The 16,596-nt window shown below is 67.2% G+C and carries 13 protein-coding genes, 2 tRNA genes and 1 pseudogene; 7 read left to right on the top strand and 9 right to left on the bottom strand.

The features are described 5' to 3' along the window. Nucleotides 1–30: 30 nt before the first annotated feature. The gene (locus ACE5CZ_RS07310) at nucleotides 31–891 is read right to left on the bottom strand and encodes an alpha/beta fold hydrolase (protein ID WP_374946670.1); all 861 of its coding nucleotides are present in this window, start codon (nucleotides 889–891) and stop codon (nucleotides 31–33) included. Nucleotides 892–978: 87 nt separating this feature from the next. Here ACE5CZ_RS07310 and ACE5CZ_RS07315 point away from each other — a divergent pair, with 87 nt between their 5' ends. Continuing rightward, on the top strand, nucleotides 979–1,476 hold the full coding sequence (locus ACE5CZ_RS07315) for a CGNR zinc finger domain-containing protein (RefSeq protein ID WP_374946671.1): 498 nt from the start codon (nucleotides 979–981) through the stop codon (nucleotides 1,474–1,476). 14 nt (nucleotides 1,477–1,490) lie between these two features. Here the strand turns inward: ACE5CZ_RS07315 and ACE5CZ_RS07320 are convergent, their stop codons facing one another. The 3 genes from ACE5CZ_RS07320 to pepN form a co-directional block, all read right to left on the bottom strand. Further along, nucleotides 1,491–1,934, bottom strand: coding sequence for a globin (locus ACE5CZ_RS07320; protein ID WP_374946672.1), 444 nt, complete (start codon nucleotides 1,932–1,934; stop codon nucleotides 1,491–1,493). 1 nt (nucleotide 1,935) lies between these two features. Beyond that, nucleotides 1,936–2,943, bottom strand: coding sequence for a mechanosensitive ion channel family protein (locus ACE5CZ_RS07325; RefSeq protein WP_374946673.1), 1,008 nt, complete (start codon nucleotides 2,941–2,943; stop codon nucleotides 1,936–1,938). 148 nt (nucleotides 2,944–3,091) lie between these two features. Next, complete coding sequence (gene pepN, locus ACE5CZ_RS07330; protein ID WP_374946674.1) at nucleotides 3,092–5,641, bottom strand: aminopeptidase N; 2,550 nt, start codon at nucleotides 5,639–5,641, stop codon at nucleotides 3,092–3,094. A 110-nt stretch (nucleotides 5,642–5,751) separates the two neighbouring features. Here pepN and ACE5CZ_RS07335 point away from each other — a divergent pair, with 110 nt between their 5' ends. From ACE5CZ_RS07335 to ACE5CZ_RS07350, 4 genes are read left to right on the top strand one after another with little or no spacing between them, the layout of a single operon-like run. Continuing rightward, nucleotides 5,752–6,243 carry a ribose-5-phosphate isomerase gene (locus ACE5CZ_RS07335; RefSeq protein ID WP_374946675.1) on the top strand — a complete coding sequence of 164 codons (492 nt, stop codon included), beginning with the start codon at nucleotides 5,752–5,754 and terminating at the stop codon, nucleotides 6,241–6,243. A gap of 3 nt (nucleotides 6,244–6,246) precedes the next feature. Next, the gene (locus ACE5CZ_RS07340; protein ID WP_374946676.1) at nucleotides 6,247–7,233 is read left to right on the top strand and encodes an Fpg/Nei family DNA glycosylase; all 987 of its coding nucleotides are present in this window, start codon (nucleotides 6,247–6,249) and stop codon (nucleotides 7,231–7,233) included. A 1-nt stretch (nucleotide 7,234) separates the two neighbouring features. Further along, nucleotides 7,235–7,861 (top strand): FMN-binding negative transcriptional regulator, encoded by a 627-nt coding sequence (locus ACE5CZ_RS07345; protein ID WP_374946677.1) that lies wholly within the window; start codon nucleotides 7,235–7,237, stop codon nucleotides 7,859–7,861. Continuing rightward, nucleotides 7,858–9,348: an amidohydrolase gene (locus ACE5CZ_RS07350; RefSeq protein ID WP_374946678.1), complete on the top strand. Its 1,491-nt coding sequence runs from the start codon at nucleotides 7,858–7,860 to the stop codon at nucleotides 9,346–9,348. The genes ACE5CZ_RS07345 and ACE5CZ_RS07350 overlap by 4 nt, the downstream gene beginning before the upstream one ends. Before the next feature lie 21 nt (nucleotides 9,349–9,369). Here ACE5CZ_RS07350 and ACE5CZ_RS07355 read toward each other — a convergent pair whose 3' ends face one another. The 5 genes and pseudogenes from ACE5CZ_RS07355 to ACE5CZ_RS07375 form a co-directional block, all read right to left on the bottom strand. Then, nucleotides 9,370–9,651 (bottom strand): hypothetical protein, encoded by a 282-nt coding sequence (locus ACE5CZ_RS07355; protein WP_374946679.1) that lies wholly within the window; start codon nucleotides 9,649–9,651, stop codon nucleotides 9,370–9,372. Nucleotides 9,652–9,660: 9 nt separating this feature from the next. Then, nucleotides 9,661–9,864, bottom strand: a pseudogene (locus ACE5CZ_RS07360) (polyphosphate kinase 2); the annotation flags it as partial. A 49-nt stretch (nucleotides 9,865–9,913) separates the two neighbouring features. After that, nucleotides 9,914–10,402, bottom strand: a complete 489-nt coding sequence (locus ACE5CZ_RS07365) for a Dps family protein (protein ID WP_374946680.1) — start codon at nucleotides 10,400–10,402, stop codon at nucleotides 9,914–9,916. A gap of 135 nt (nucleotides 10,403–10,537) precedes the next feature. Beyond that, complete coding sequence (locus tag ACE5CZ_RS07370) at nucleotides 10,538–14,341, bottom strand: SCO7613 C-terminal domain-containing membrane protein (RefSeq protein WP_374946681.1); 3,804 nt, start codon at nucleotides 14,339–14,341, stop codon at nucleotides 10,538–10,540. Between the two features lie 122 nt (nucleotides 14,342–14,463). Further along, nucleotides 14,464–14,534 (bottom strand) — tRNA-Gly (locus ACE5CZ_RS07375). A gap of 204 nt (nucleotides 14,535–14,738) precedes the next feature. Here ACE5CZ_RS07375 and ACE5CZ_RS07380 point away from each other — a divergent pair. Together ACE5CZ_RS07380 and tig are read left to right on the top strand one after the other, a co-directional pair. Next, nucleotides 14,739–14,816: transfer RNA gene (locus ACE5CZ_RS07380), tRNA-Pro, on the top strand. Nucleotides 14,817–14,909: 93 nt separating this feature from the next. Then, the gene (gene tig / locus ACE5CZ_RS07385) at nucleotides 14,910–16,256 is read left to right on the top strand and encodes a trigger factor (RefSeq protein WP_374946682.1); all 1,347 of its coding nucleotides are present in this window, start codon (nucleotides 14,910–14,912) and stop codon (nucleotides 16,254–16,256) included. Nucleotides 16,257–16,596 lie beyond the last annotated feature (340 nt).

Below are 16,596 nucleotides of genomic sequence, written 5' to 3' on the forward strand. Positions count from 1 at the left end.
CTCGCGCGTCGCCCGGTGCACCGAGGCCGATCAGAAGGTCTCTCGCCAGTCCAGAATGGCCGCAGCGACGTCGTCGAGGTTCGACTCGAGCAGGAAATGGCCCCCGTCGAGCAACTGGATCCGTGCATCCGGAGCGTCGCGCCTGAACGCCTCCGCGCCGGCTGCGGCGAAGATCTCATCGTTCCGGCCCCAGATCGCGAGCACGGGCACGCCGGATGCCCGGATCCACTCCTGCAGAGCCGGATACAGGTCCCGATTGCTTGCATAGTCGCGGAAGAGAGCCAGCTGTGCACGGTCTACACCCGGGCGGCCGAGGAGCGCGAGGTCGTGCTCCCACGCGTCGGGATCGACTGTCGTGGGATCGGGCACGCCGTGGGTGTACTGCCATTCGACGGCCTCCCGACCGAGTGCAGGCCGCAGCGCCTCTCGTGTCTCGACGGAGCGCTCGGACGCGTCGGCCCAGATGCCGTCCCAGAATTCGGGTACGAAACCCTCCTCGTATGCGTTGCCGTTCTGAGAGATGACCCCCTCGGCGGCGGTGGGATCGGCGAGGGCGAGTCGCCAACCGATCGGCGCGCCGTAATCCTGCACGTAGATCGTGTACCGCTGCACACCGATGCTCTGGATGAACTCGCGCGTCACCGCGGCCAGCTCGTCGAATGTGTAGTCGAACTCGCCGATGTCCGGTGCCGACGATCGGCCGAAGCCGATGTGGTCGGGCGCTATGACCCGGTACTGCTCCGCCAGTGCCGGGATGAGGTGCCGAAACATGTGCGAGCTCGCGGGATATCCGTGGAGCAGGAGGAACACCGGCGCATCGGCCGAACCGGCCTCGCGCCAAAAGACGTCGAGACCGCGGATGGAGGTCGTTCGGTGACGGACTGAGACCATGGGTAACCTCTTTGAATTGTTTTACCGGTTAGTTCGACGCTAGCATGGGTTGATCCAGTCAAACAAACGAAGTCAGAGGTGCCGGTGGTGAAGGACGAGGAGCTGCTGCTCCGGGTGCTGAACAGCGCGCCGGTGACCGGTGGCGTCGTGGTCGATGAACTGGATGACGCTCGCGGCGTCGAGCTCGTTCGGCGCTTGGGTGGATCAGGGTCGACGCGCGAGATGGAGCAGCTCCGACGGGTGCGTGCCGCTCTTCACGCCGTCGTCCGGGGTAGCACTGCCGACGGACGACACGAATTGGCAGCCATTCTCGGAAGCGCCGTGCGCATCCCGCGGATCACCCCCCTGGGTGTGCAGTGGGAGCTGCAGGCTCCTACAGACGACCAGCTCGGCGTGCGGACCGTGCTCGCCTGGTCTGCCGTCATCGAGCAGTTTCCCGGCCGCCTGCGGGCGTGCGCCAACGAGGCATGCAACCTCTTTCTCATCGACCACAGCCGCCCGGGCATGGCCAAGTGGTGCTCGATGGCGAGTTGCGGCAATCGCATGAAGGCGCGCGCTCACGCCGACCGGGCTCGGTTGTCATAGCCTGAACCCGAGCGTCAGTCCTCGAAGGTGTTCACCATCGCGTGGGCCGCGCGCTCGAGGTATCCCCAGAGCGCAGCGTCCTGAAGGGGCGAAAGCTGGAGGGTGTCGAGGGCTGCACGCATGTGCGTGAGCCAGCGGTCGCGGGCATCGGGATTGACCTTGAACGGCATGTGCCTCATGCGCAGCCTCGGGTGCCCGCGCTTTTCGCTGTAGGTGCCCGGGCCGCCCCAGTATTGCTCGAGAAAACCGGTGAGGCGCTGGATGGCACCCTCATGGTCTTCTTCAGGGTACATCTCGACGAGCACCGGGTCTGTCGCGACGCCGTCGTAGAAGGCACGCACCAGCTTCTCGAACGTGGCGCGACCCCCGACCTCGTCGTAGAACGACCGGGAGAGGGCCGAGTCGCCGTTCTGCGAAACCCGCAGGGTGATGGGCGACGGCTCCGAAGGAATCGACATGTCAGCTCTCTGTCTTCGTGGACCGGGCAGCGGTGTTCTCGTCGACCGTGGTCGTGAGGGGAACGGGCTTGGTCTTCGGGGTACGCGCGCCGGTGACGCTCGCTGCGCCCTCGAAACCGGAGAGCACGATGCTGTTGAGGGCTGGCAGCCGCACGTCCATCTCGTCGAGCGCGCGCTTGAGGCGCATCCGCAGCTCGCGGGCGACCGTGTCTTTCGACGACGTGCGGGTCTTCACGACGAGCCGGATGACGAGGGCCTCGGCTGAGATCGACTCGAGACCCCAGATCTCGGGCTTCTCCATGATCAGGCTTCGGTATTTCGGGTTGGCGGCCAGGGCGACCGCCGTCTCGAGCATCTTCTGCTGAACGGCGTCGACGTCGGTGTCGTAGGGCACGGCGAGGTCGATGATGACACGCGCCCAGCCCTGCGACATGTTGCCGACACGCAGAATCTCTCCATTGCGCACGAACCAGAGCGTGCCGTTCACGTCGCGCACCTGGGTGACCCGGATGCCAACGGCCTCGACGACGCCCGTGGCTGGCCCGAGATCGACGACATCACCGACGCCGAGCTGGTCCTCCATCACCATGAAGAGGCCGTTCAACACGTCTTTCACGATGTTCTGCGCGCCGAAACCGAGGCCCGCACCGAGGGCGGCCGTCAGAATCGCGAGCGATCCGATGATGTTCGGATCGATCGTGGTGACGATGAGGATGAGCGTCACCACGACGACCGTCACGTTGACCATGTTCGTCAGAACCGTTCCGAGGGTGCGAGTGCGCTGCACCACGCGCACGGCGGCCAGCGGTGACGCGAGCAACGCCTGCGTGTCTTGAACGTTCTGCTTCTTCTTGACGCCCGAAACGACCTGCTGCACGACGCGTTTGATGACGAAGGTCATCAGCGCCCGGATCGCGAAGGCGAGAGCGATGATGATCACGATGTTGATCGGCGTGCCCCAGATCTCCATGAAGGAGTTGAAGCCGGTCCAGAATGCGTTCCAATCCATATTCACGCCACTCTACTGATCGAGTCCCACCACAAACTGTGCGCGTTCCCATTCGCGGATGAGGAAGAAACCACGACACGCCGCCTTTCCTGGCGTCGCACCACGGCGTGTCTTCAGATTTTCCTCATCCGCGAAAGGGCGGAGTGTTCTAGTCGGCGTCACGTGCCTGCGCGGCGATCGCTCGGTCGACGCCGGCCAGGTTCTCGATGACGAGGCGGCGCAGCGCCGGGGGCTGCTCCGAGTTCGCTTCGAGCCAGGCGCGTGTCGCGTCGCGAAGGCGTGAATCTGCCAGCGCCGCCGGGTACAGGCCGTTGATGAGTGCCGCTGCGATGCCGTAGCTGCGGGTCTCCCAGATGGTGACGAGCGAGTCGAAGTAGCGGGCGACGAACGGTTCGAGCAGCGCCGTGTCGTGGGCGCGCTGGAACCCCAGCGCCGTGGCACGAACGATGGCGTTGGGCGCCTCGTCTGTGTCGAGGAGCGACGCCCACGCGGCGCTCTTTCCCTCTGCCGTGGGGATCGCGGCAGAGGCGTGAGCGGCCGACTGGGCTCCGGATGCCGTGTTGTCGTTCTCGAGGGCCGCGGCGATCTCGTCGTGGCCGGCTTTGCCACCCGCGACGAGGGCGATCAGCAACTCCCAGCGCAGGTCGGTGTCGATCTCGAGCCCGTCGAGGCTCACCTGTGCGTCGCGCAGCGACGCGACAGTTGCAAGCTGCTCGTCGGTCGAGGCGAGGGCGGCGAAGAAGCGCACGAACTGGAATTGCGCATCGGAACCCGCGTCGGCGGCCTGGGCCAGCGACCACAGCTCGTCGGCGGCCACCTCGATGACCTCGGAGCGGGCATCCGGTGCGATGTAGTTCGTGCTGGTGAGCACGAGCTGGTTCAGCGCGGTGCGCAGCGTGGTGCTCTCTGATTCGGTGGCCACATTTGCGAGCACCAGGCGAATGAAGTCGCGTGCGCGGGTCTCGGCGTCGCGGGTCGAGTCCCAGGCCGAGCCCCACAGGATGGCGCGGGCGAGCGGACTGGTGACGGCTGCGAGACTCTCGAGCGCGACGGCGAGCGAGGCGTCGTCGAGGCGAACCTTGGCGTACGCCAGGTCGTCGTCGTTCAGCAGCACGAGGTCGGGGCGGCGCTCTCCGACGAGTTCGGCCACCTCGGTGCGCTCGCGATCGACGTCGAGCTCGACGCGCTTGGTGCGAACCAGTGCGTCGCCGTCGAACGAGTAGAAACCGATCGCGAGGCGATGCGGGCGAATCGTCGGGTACTCGGCGATGGCGGTCTGCAGCACGTCGAACGACGTGATCACGCCCTCGTCGTCGACCCCGATCTGCGGGCTCAGCGTGTTGACGCCGGCCGTTTCGAGCCAGAGCTTCGACCACTCGCCGAGGTCGCGACCGCTCGTGGTCTCGAGCTCGGTCAGCAGGTCGACGAGCTCGGTGTTGTCGAACGCGTGGGCCTCGAAGTACCGGGCGACGCCGGCCATGAACTCGGTCTGGCCCACCCAGGCCACGAGCTGCTTGAGCACCGAGGCTCCCTTGGCGTAGGTGATGCCGTCGAAGTTCACCTGCACGTCTTCGAGGTCGTTGATCGTGGCGACGATCGGGTGGGTCGAGGGCAGCTGGTCTTGACGGTAGGCCCAGCTCTTCTCGGTCGAGGCGAAGGTGGCCCACGCCTCCGTCCACTCCGTCGCGTCGGCGGTGGCGAGAGTCGACATGTACTCGGCGAACGACTCGTTCAGCCACAGGTCGTTCCACCAGCGCATGGTCACGAGGTCGCCGAACCACATGTGCGCGAGCTCGTGCAGCACGGTGACGACCCGGCGCTCACGCACCGCGTCGGTGACCTTCGAGCGGAAGACGTAGGGCTCGGTGAACGTGACGGCTCCGGCGTTCTCCATGGCACCCGCGTTGAATTCGGGCACGAAGAGCTGGTCGTACTTGTCGAAGGGGTACGGGTAGGCGAATTGCTTTTCGTAGAACTCGAAGCCCTGGCGGGTCTTCTCGAAGATGTAGTCGGCATCCATGTACTGCGACAGCGACGCGCGGGAGAAGACACCGAGGGGGATGACTCGGCCGTCGCTCGAAGTCAGCTCGCTGCGCTCGACCACGTAGGGGCCGGCGATGAGCGCGGTGATGTACGAGGAGATTCGCGGCGTGGGCTCGAACATCCACGTCGCGCTGTCGGTGCCGTCGATGGCGACGGGCTCGGGCGTGGGCTGGTTCGACACCATCTGCCAGTAGGCAGGGGCGGTCACGGTGAACGAGAACGTGGCCTTCAGGTCGGGCTGCTCGAACACGGCGAACATGCGCCGCGAGTCGGGCACCTCGAACTGGCTGTATAGGTAGACCTCGCCGTCGACCGGGTCGACGAAACGGTGCAGGCCCTCGCCGGTGTTGGTGTACTCGGCGTCTGCATCGACGACGAGCACGTTGTCGTCGGCCAGGTCGTCGACGCGGATGCGCACGCCGTCATTCACGGCCGACACGTCGAGCGACCGGCCGTTCAGGGTGACCGAGTGCACCGACCGCGTGATGGCATCGATGAACGTCGCGGCACCGGCGGTCGCGGTGAAGCGCACCGTCGTCGTCGACCGGAACGTCTCATCCCCCTGGGTGAGATCGAGGACCACGTCGTAGCTCGAGACGGTGACGATGGCGGCGCGCTCCTGCGCTTCGACGCGGGTGAGGTTTTCTCCAGGCACTGGTGACTTCTTTCGTACTCGAGTGAGTTGTGGCGCGCGGGCTCGTGGCCTGCGGCGCGTGACCCACCCAGCCTATCTTCGAGACCCGCGGCCCTCAGTAAACTCATCCCATGCGCATCCATATCGCCACGGATCATGCCGGACTCGACTTCTCCCAGACCATTCAGCAGCATCTCGCATCCCTCGGGCACGAGGTGGTCGACCACGGCCCCTCCAGCTACGACCCGATCGACGACTACCCCTCCTTCTGCATCAATGCGGCGCAGGCCGTCGTGCGCGACCAGCAGGCCGGCATCGAGGCGCTCGGAGTCGTCTTCGGCGGATCGGGCAATGGCGAGCAGATCGCCGCGAACAAGGTCACGGGTGCGCGCGCGGCCCTGGTCTGGAACCACTCGACCGCAGTGCTGGCCCGACAGCACAACGACGCCAACGTCATCTCCATCGGCGCCCGGCAGCACACGGTCGACGAGGCCATGAGCCTCATCGACGCCTTCGTGGCCGAGCCGTTCTCGTTCGAGGAGAGGCATGTGCGACGCATCGCGCAGCTGGCCGAGTACGAGGCCACCCATGCCATCGGGGGCCACCCCGTCGATCCGGCCTGACCCATGCCCGAGGGACACTCCGTACATCGCATCACCCGGCAGTTCGCCCGCAACTTCGTCGGCCGCCGCGTCGAATCCTGGTCGCCGCAGGGGCGCTTCGCCGAGGGTGCGGCGATCATCGACGGCCGCACGATGACCGCTGCGAAGGCCGTCGGCAAGCAGATGTTCCTCGAGTTCGATGGCGTTCTCTGGCTGCGCGTGCACCTTGGCATCTACGGCGCCTGGGACTTCGCGGGCGACATCATTCGAGACGCCACCGTCGCCGCGGCGAACGGGCGCATGGGCCAGACGAACCAGCGCGGCACCGTCGTCGACGAAGACGGCGAGGACTCGATCTCGAGCATCGGAGCCCCCAGGCGCGCACGGCTGCGCATGTCCGAGCAGGAACAGCTCGGCGACGACATCACCGAGTGGCCTCCGGCGCCGGTGGGAGCGGTGCGGGTGCGCCTGCTGACCGATACAGCGGTCGCCGACCTGCGCGGCCCCACGGCGTGCGAGATTCTGGATGCGGCCCAGGTCGCCGCGGTCATCGCGAAGGCCGGGCCCGATCCGCTTCTCGAGACCACGCCGAAGGCCCGGCGCGCGGCAGAAGGCCGCTTCACCGCGGTGGTGCGCACGAAGCAGACGCCCATCGGCCTGCTGCTGATGGACCAGGCGGTCGTCAGCGGCATCGGCAACGTCTACCGGGCCGAGCTGCTGTTCCGGGCCCGGCTCAACCCGCACACCCCGGGAAAGCTCGTGCCCGAGGACACTGTTCGCCGGCTGTGGAAGGACTGGACGAAACTTCTCACCATCGGGGTCGAGACCGGCCAGATGATGACCATGGACAGGCTGTCGAAAGCCGACTACCAGAAAGCACTCGCCAAGCGAGACGACCGGCACTGGGTGTACAAGCGAGACGGGTTGCCATGCCGCGTCTGCGGAACGAACATCGTCGTCGAGATCATGGGTGGCAGAAAGCTGTACTGGTGCCCGAAGGACCAGGCCTGACATGAGAAGAACCCCTGCCTTCGCGCTCACCGACGACGCCGAGCTGCGGCGCCTCGTCACGCTGAATCCGTGGATCACCCTCGTGAGCCACACGTCGAAGGGCCTCGTCGCGTCGCACTACGCCGTGCTGCTCGATGACTCCCGCGACGAGCTCGCCATCGTCGGGCATGTCGGGCGCCCCGACGAACGGCTGCACGAACTCGGCCAGCACGAGGTGATGGTGATCGTGCAGGGGCCGCACGGCTACGTCTCGCCGTCGTGGTACGACGCCGACCCGGCCGTTCCCACCTGGAACTTCATCACGGCGCATCTGTCCGGTGTTCCCCAGATTCTCGATGCAGACGAGAACCTGCGCGTGCTCGATCGACTCGTCGAACACTTCGAGCAGCACGTCGACGCGCCGCGGCTGATGCGCGGCACGGCCGAGAACTCCGCGTACGCAGACGCGATCAGCGCGGGCACAGTGGGCTTCCGTCTCGTTCCGACGCGGGTCGAAGCGAAGTCCAAGCTGAGCCAGAACAGGCCGCCGGAGACAGTCGATCGGATCATCTCCGAGCTCGAGGGCGACGGGCCCTACGCGAGCGGGGCGCTCGCGGCCGAGATGCGACGAGTGCGAGGAGAAAAATGACCGGATCAGTGCTGCTGGCGGGGGCGCGGCTTCCGGGCGGGGCCCCGGTCGATGTGCACGTGGCCGACGGCCGCATCGAGTCGGTGGGCGCAGCCGGTGCTGTGCCGCGCGATCCATCCGAGCGGGTCGTCGAGCTCGACGGACGATTCGTGGTTCCCGGCCTCTGGGACAAGCACGTGCACGCCACCCAGTGGGCGCTCGTCTCGCGCAGGTTAGACCTGGCCGCGGCCGAATCAGCGGCGGATGCCGTGACCACCGTCGCCGAAAGGCTCAGGCTCGAGAATGCGACGGCAGACACGGATGCCGACACCCTCGTCGGATACGGGTTCCGCGACGGGCTCTGGCCCGACGCCCCGCATCGCGCGCTGCTCGACTCTGTCACGGGCACACGTCCGGTCGTTCTCGTGAGCGCCGACCTGCACTGCTGCTGGCTGAACTCCTCGGCGCTGGCGCAATACGGCCGATCCGAGCATCAGACCGGGCTGCTTCTCGAGGACGACTGCTTCGCCGTCACGCGCACGCTCGGCGCCGTGGAGACCCAGACCCTCGACGGCTGGGTGCGCGACACGGCCAAGGCGGCCGCCGCACGCGGCGTCGTGGGTGTCGTCGACCTCGAGATGTCGTGGAACGTCGACGACTGGACCCGTCGCATCCGATCGGGTACGACCGAACTGCGGGTGCGGTTCGGAATCTATCCGCAGCACCTCGACCGGGCGATCGATGCCGGCCTCGTCACCGGTGCCGTCATCGCCGGCACGGGTGGCCTGCTCCAGGTCGGACCGTTCAAGGTCATCACCGACGGTTCGCTCAACACCCGCACCGCCTACTGCTTCGACGAATACCCCGGTCTCGAGGGGCAGCGCGACTCGCGCGGACTTCTCACCGTCGCCTACGACGAGCTCGTGCCGCTGCTTCGCCGTGCAACGCACGCCGGGCTCGTTCCCGCCGTGCACGCGATCGGCGACCGTGCCAACAGACTCGCCCTCGACGCATTCGAGCGCCTCGGTGTCGGCGGAAGCATCGAGCACGCTCAACTCGTCGACGAGGCCGACTTCGAGCGCTTCGCCCGGCTGGGTGTCATCGCGGGTGTGCAGCCGGAGCACGCCCTGGACGACCGCGACGTCGCGGACAGGTACTGGCCGGGACGCACCGGCAGGGCGTTCGCCCTCGCGTCGTTGCTGGGGGCCGGGGCCGAACTCGCCCTCGGCTCGGACGCGCCGGTCGCTCCTCTCGACCCGTGGGTGACCATCGCGGCCGCTGTCGCGCGCACGGGCGACGATCGCGCACCGTGGCATCCCGAGCAGGCCATCTCCGTCGAAGACGCACTAGTCGCTTCGTCGGACGGTCGCCGGTCGATCGCGACTGGCGGCCCCGCCGACATCGCCGTGCTCGACGTCGACCCGCTCGCGGCCAGCACAGCCGAACTGCGCCGGATGCCTGTGGCCGCGACGCTGCTCGCCGGCCGCTTTACGTACGACGCGCTCTGAACTCGCCGGGCCCGGGAGCGCTCAGCGGCGAGTTACCAACGACCAGGCGGCGCGGCGAAGCTCGGGGTAGTCGAACGCGATCGACCGCAGAATCTCGAAGTTCGACAGGCGCGGATCAGACGGATCTCGGTGCTCGACGTGGGCCGTGCGCAGGCCGATGACGACGCATTGGTCGACGGTGGGCAGCTCCGGCAGAAAATCCCACGGATCTTCGCCCTCGCGGCACCGGGCTTCGATTCCCGCGTCGAGAACGTCGCGGGCCTCCTGCCTGAGTTGCGCCAGGGCGAGCAGATCTTTTTGCACGCCACAAGGCTACGCGATGATGCCGACGTTCTCCCCGCGTTCATAGACGTGGGCGGCCGATCCGACGATGTTCGCGTCGGGAGTACCGACGATGTCATGGTCTTCGTTGTCATAGTCGAACAGGCTCAGAACGTGTCGCATCGCTTCCAGGCCGGCGCGCTTCTTGTCGTTGCTCTTCACGACCGTCCAGGGGGCGTTCTCCGTGTCGGCGAATTTGGCGGCGTGCGCCGAATTCGTCGAGGGGCTGGTGTTCGTGGTGTGTCTATTCGGCGATGTGCGCCGCAAGGAACCAGCGCGACTTCTCGAGGCCTCGGGCGATCTCGAGCACGACGTCTTGGCTGGTGAGGTCAATGTCGTTGAGCTCGGAGATGGCCTTGCGAACGCCCACGAGGGCGGCGTCGATCTGGGCGACCATGGCGGCGATCATGTACTCGGAGCGCTGGAAGCCCGGCTCCATGGTGGGAATGACGGTCTTCGAGGCGACGGTCTCGATGCGGGCGTCGAGCGGGAGGCCGAGGGCGACGACGCGCTCCGCGGCGAGGTCGGCCCAGCTTTGCGCGTGGCTCACGACGTTGTCGAGAAGCTCGTGCACGCCGATGAAGTTCGCGCCGCGGACGTGCCAGTGCGCCTGCTTGCCATTGATGGCGAGTGCCTGGAGGTCGACGACGATCGGTGCGAGGAACTGGGCCGTGGCGGCTGCGACGTCGGGGCTCGTCGAGCTGGTGGGAACGGTGACGGTTGTGTTGGTCATTGTGTGACTCCTATCGTGTCTGACCCGTTCAACCGTACTCAGCACAGAGTGTTCCGCAAGCAAGCTGAGGCTCGGCTAAGTCGGTGTTGACCAGCGGTTGATCCCCGGCAAATGCCGGATGGCGCGACAGTGCCTTCAGCGCAACGCCGCGATCGATCCGACGAACGACCTGAGATTGCGCACACGGTGCTCGTAGCGGGCCGCGACCGCGATCAGTACGATTCCCCCGACCCCGAGCCAGATCCACCACGGCACTGCCGAGTAGAGTCCGTGGATCCAAGGCCAGGACTGTGCCAGCGCGTGCGCGATCAGCACGACTGTTCCCATGACGAGGGGCGCCTGCCAGCGCACCGAGATGGCTACGACGATGACCGCGATGCACACCATGCCGAGCGCGATGACGCGCCAGAGGTCTGTGCTGCCGAAGTCGGCCAGAAGCGATGGAACGAGGAGCACGGCGATTCCGACGCCGAGGTGCGGCCACGACCGGGCGGCCGGGTCTCGATGCAGTGCGACGACGCCCGACACGATGAGCGCGAGCGCGAGCGGCGCGGTCGAGAGTTCGAACGGGTGTGCAGCCGACGCGGCCACACCGACGATGCCGACGATCGCCAGAAGAGAGATCGCCGTGTACTGCGACACACGGTCGAAGGGAACCCGTCGGCGCACCGCCGCAACGACGGAGACAACGAACAGCGCGATGCTCGCGAGGATGAGTCGCACCGGTGCGTACGTTCCGGGGAGAGCCGCCATGCACACGACGGAGCCGAGGCCGACGAGCGCGACGGCCACGGGAACGCCGAACTGGGCCACCCGGAACGGCTGGGCGCGGCGTCGAGTCCACACGATCGAGATGGCGACCAGGGCGAGCACGGCGGGAACGACCCAGAGTTCGGGGATGGGAGTGGCGTTGTCGACCGCATCGCGCAGGGTGCCCGCGCCGCCGACGACGACGAGGATGGTGATTGCCACGACCAGAACACTGTCGCGCACGAGGATTCCGCGGACGATCCGGGGAAGCACGAGTGCAGCGGCGGTGAGGACGGCCGCAACGGCGAGAAGCACGATTCCGCGCACGGGCGATCCGATTCCGCGCACGGGCGATCCGATGATCGCGGGCACCGCCGAAGACCCGAGAGCGGCGACGAGGGCGAGCGCGAAGAACGTCGAACGACCCGCGACCGCCGCCGCCGCATGGTTGCCGAACACCGCAATGGCTGCGGCGATGCTCAGCAGCAATCCGGCGACGGGGAGCGAATAGAGCTCGATGTCGGCGACCCCACGGAAGAGCAGGAATTGCCACAGCCCTGCAACCGCGAGGATGCAGGACGGGACGATGAAGTATCGACGGGGGGCCAGGCTCGTGAACGGGTTGCCGTCGCCGAAGGCGACGACGAGCGGTGCCACGGCGAGCAGCAGGAGGATCACCCAGGTGCCGTCGTCGTCATTCGTGACTGCGCGCACGACGGCGACTATGGCCACGAGGGTCGTCGCGCTCTGCCAGGCGATGCGGGCCGAGCCGCGCAGGCCCGTTGTCGCTCGGCCGAAGACCAGCACTCCGACAGTCGCCGACACGGTGGCTGCGACGGGCCCTGCGAGGTAGTCGCCCAAGAGACCCGACGACGGCTCGGCAGCGGCGGCGGCAGCCGCGAGTGCTGCGGCCGCCGCCAGGGGAGCGACGGAGGCGAGAACGACGCGCTCGACGAACGTCGCAGTGGAGGCGCGAAGCTGCCACAGCACACCGGCGATCGCGACGAGTGCCGGGATTGCGATGCGGGCCACGTGATCGCTCGTCGATGTTGCGGCTGCTGCAACGGCGACGACAGAGCTGATGATCGCGACGGGCAGGGCGACGATCGCGGCGGCGCGCAGGTCGGCTGTGCCCCGAGCCGCGCGACCGGTTTGTCGGCGCACGATGAAAGGTGTCACAGACAACAGGAGCGTGGAGATGATGCCGGGGATTCCGACGAAGTCGATCGGGCTCGCAGACACGAGATCGACCAAGAACACACCCGTGCGCAGGCCGGAGAACCAGGGCGCCACCAGGGTCGCCTCGACGAACAGCAGGGCGGCGGCAACAGCCGTGAGCGCGGCACGCGCAACCCGCTGCCCGAGGCCGTCGGACGCGATGGCGTAGCGGGCCGCGACGATAAGGCAGGCTGCCGCGAGCACCGCCGACAGCCACAGGCCCGCGCTGGCCTGAGCGAGCACGACGACGGCGAGCGTCGCGACACCCAGCGCGATCGCCGCCGGCACCCGTGCGGCCGGCGCGCGCCGTCGACGCGTGACCAGAAGTAATGAGAGGCCGGCGAGGGCCACCAGCAAGTATGCGAGCAGAATCAGGAGAACGCTGCCCCCGTGGCTGGCTGCGGCAAGCAGGGCCAGGGCGGCCAGGCTGGCCACCACGGCTCGAGCGGCCTTCGGCAGGCGCACAAGTCGGATGGCGGTCGCTCCGAGAATTGCGGCGATGCCCGGAGCGAGGGCCGCAGCCCACGCTCCGGCGCCGGGGAGTGTGTCGATGGGGTCGCTCGGGGCGGCCTCCCACAGGGAGTACCGAGGAACAAGGGAGCTGAGAATGTGCACGAGCGCACAGCCGACACCGGGCAGAGTTGCGACCGCGGCGACGAAAAGGGCGGGGCCTTGTGCCCAGGTCAGGATTCGCTTCGTCGCCGGATTCGACGAATGGCGCGCGAGCACGACGAAGGCCGTGGCCACGACGCCGGCCGCAGCCCCGGGCATCCACAGGGCCCATTCGATCGGTGCCTCACGAAGAATGGCGACGGCCGGAGCCAGCGCGACCGAGAGTCCCAGGAGTGCCGATGCCGTGCTGCACCAGGCCGCCGTGCCCGACTCGCGGCGCAGCCGCAGAGCGAACGCGCCCCAGACGAGTGCCGCAACCGCGTAGGCCACGACGGATGATCCGGGAATTTGGGGAAGAAGCAGGGCCGAGGGAACGAGCGCCGCCGCCACCGAGCCGAAGCCGATCGAGCGAACGAGTACCGGCTCGACTCCCGGCTCCGCAGGGCGACGTACCAGCATGGTGGATGCGCCGGCGGCCACCAGACCCGCCCACCAGGCGAGACCGGCGTCGAGAGGGTTCAGGGCTCCGATGACGACAAGAGCCAGGCCCGTCGGGAGGAGCAGCAGGCTGCCTATGCGCGCGAAGCGCAGCCCGCTAATCCTGCGAAGAGCCGCGAGAAGGCTCGTCATGACGATGAGGCCCGCGCCCAGGAAAAGAGCCGGATCGACGGCGGCGGAGCCGAACAGCTCTGCGCCGCGAACGAAGCCGACTGTTCCGATAAGGATGGCCGCTCCCGCAACTCCGACGCCCTCGCCCGTCGCGGGAAGACCCCGGCGTTTGAGTATCCACGCCGCTCCGAAGGCGACGAGACCGGCAAGGGCTGTGACGACGACGCGCACCTCGACGGTCGCGAACAGGTAGGCCACCGTGAGAAAAAACAGGGCGAAGACGGAGAGGAGCACGATGCCCGTCACGAGTAGAACGACCTGCACCCCCGAGCGTCGGGGCGCCGCCGGTATGGCATCGCGAACGGCCTCCGGTCGAGGGAACGGGGGAGTGGTCGCCGGAGTCGAGGCTGCGCCCGCGGCGGCCGCGACAGCGGCATCCGGAACGAACGCGGGCACCGGCGGCCCGACCGCGCGAGCCTGCGCGACCGACTCCGCCCGCGCGGTGAGCTGCTCGCTCCACATGCGCTCGATCAGCTCGCGCCGATGCTGTTCGATCTCGATGAGGGAGTTCGATGCCCTGATCAACTCGGCGGCGAGCGGCACGCCCAACTCGAGCCCGCAGGACTCGCAGCGGCTGCTGGGCAGAACGGCGAAGCAACGGGGGCAGAGGGAGGTGTCTACGAACGCCCGGGGTGTCGACGGCCAGGCGGCGCCGGACGAAGGAACTGGGGCAGGCACGAGGTCTGTCATCTGCACAGAGTGTCAGAGATCTCAGGGAGCCCACGGTCGACTCTCACGACCTGTGGAAAGACCGCTTCGGCACACGAAGAGCGCCGGGAAATAAATTCCTAGGGCCGTCTCTTTCGAAAACGAGGGGCTGACGAGAATCGAACTCGCATCATCTGTTTGGAAGACAGAGGCTTTACCACTAAGCTACAGCCCCGAATATGGGAGTGCGTGCCGCGAGCGGCACTGGAACATCGTAGTACACAGTCTCCCCGAGCGCGTAACCGAGGGCGGGAGAATGCTCAACGTCCCTGCACGCTGTGCAGTAGACTTGTCTAGGCCAATTCGCCCGGCACTACCCTCGTGCCAGACGCCCTGTGCGTCACCCGGTGACTGGCCTCGCGGGACTTGTGACGAGAACCGGGGCGTAGCTCAGCTTGGCTAGAGCGCCCGTTTTGGGGGCGGGAGGTCGCAGGTTCGAATCCTGTCGCCCCGACCACAGCGCGAGTTCCCAGTACCACTTGATCCAACCAAACGGTGCAGCACAGTACTAACCCAGCAGCACAGTACTAACCCTCAGGAGAAGCCCAACGTGAAGACCACGGTCGAACAGCTCACCCCGACACGCGTGAAAATCGCCATCTCGGTCACCCCCGACGAGCTGAAGCCCAGCATTGATCACGCCTACGGCCACATCGCCGAGTCGATCAACATCCCCGGCTTCCGCAAGGGCAAGGTTCCGCCGCCCCTCATCGACCAGCGTGTCGGCAAGGAGGCCGTGCTCGAGCATGCCGTCAACGACGGTCTCGACGGCTTCTACCGTCAGGCGATCACCGAGAACGAACTGCGCCCCCTGGGCAAGCCGTCCGCCGACATCGTCGAATGGCCCAGCAAAAAAGACTTCTCGGGTGACCTCGAGCTCGCCATCGAGGTCGATGTGCGTCCTGAGATCACGCTGCCCGACTACAACGACCTCGAGGTCACCGTCGACGCCGTCGAGGTCGCCGACGAAGACATCGCCACCGAGCTCGAGAGCCTGCGCAGCCGGTTCGGCACGCTCGTCACCGTCGACCGTCCGGCCAAGACGGGCGACTTCGCCCAGCTCGACCTGATCGCCACCATCGACGACGTCGAGGTCGACAAGGCGACGGGCATCTCCTACGAGGTCGGCTCGGGCGAATTGCTCGAAGGCATCGACGAGGCGCTCGACTCCCTCTCGGCTGGCGAGTCGACCACGTTCGAGGCGCCGCTGCTCGGCGGAGACCACGCCGGCTCCGACGCGCTCGTCTCCGTCACCCTGCTCGCCGTGAAAGAGCGCGAGCTTCCCGAGGCCGACGACGACTTCGCCCAGATCGCCAGTGAATTCGACACGCTCGACGAGTTGAAGGCCGACCTGAAGAACACGGTCGCCAAGCAGAAGGCGTTCGGCCAGGCATCCGCCGCCCGAACCAAGCTCGTCGAGACGCTCCTCGAGCAGGTCGATGTCGCCGTTCCTCCCGCGCTCATCGAAGACGAGGTGCACCGTCACCTCGAGAACGAGAACCGCCTCGAAGACGACGAGCACCGCGCCGAGGTCACCACCTCGAGCGAGAGCACGTTCCGCACCCAGATTCTGCTCGACGCCGTCGCAGAGCAGGAGAAGGTCAAGGTCGGCCAAGACGAGCTGACGCAGTACCTCGTGCAGAGTGCGGCACAGTACGGCATGGAGCCGAACGAGTTCGTTCAGGCGCTCGACCAGAGCGGCCAGATTCCCGCCATGGTCGGAGAGGTCGCCCGCAACAAGGCGCTCGCCATCCTGCTCGGCAAGGCCAAGGTCGTCGACACCGACGGCAAGACGATCGACCTCAAGGAGTTCGCGGCCGTCGTCTCCGAGCCCGGTGACGCCATCGACGAGCACGCCGGTCACGACCACGGCGACCACGAGGGTCACTCGCACTAACAGCGTCTCTCGAAGGGCCCGGCATGCACGCGCGTGTCGGGCCCTCCGCCGTTAAGCGAAACTGGTGAGCATGAAGCTCGCGGCGGTCCCCGACGGCCCGGTAGAGATCCCCGAGATCGTGGCCGCGCTGGCCGGCGACGGCATCCCGGTGCTCGTCTGGCGGAACACCGTCGCCGGCTGACGTTTCGTCTCGGCTCAAAGCAGTCTTCCGCGGGTTCTCGACTTCGGCGCAGACGCCAGACTCCTCCTCCCCAGCCCACTCGCATCCACTCGTCTGCAAAGCACCCGAGCCACCCTCGGTCGGTGCTTCTACGCCGACTGGATGCGCCCGTCACCGTCG

It is taken from the genome of Agreia sp., from assembly GCF_964263775.1.
In the GTDB taxonomy this organism is placed as follows: Bacteria; Actinomycetota; Actinomycetes; order Actinomycetales; family Microbacteriaceae; genus Agreia.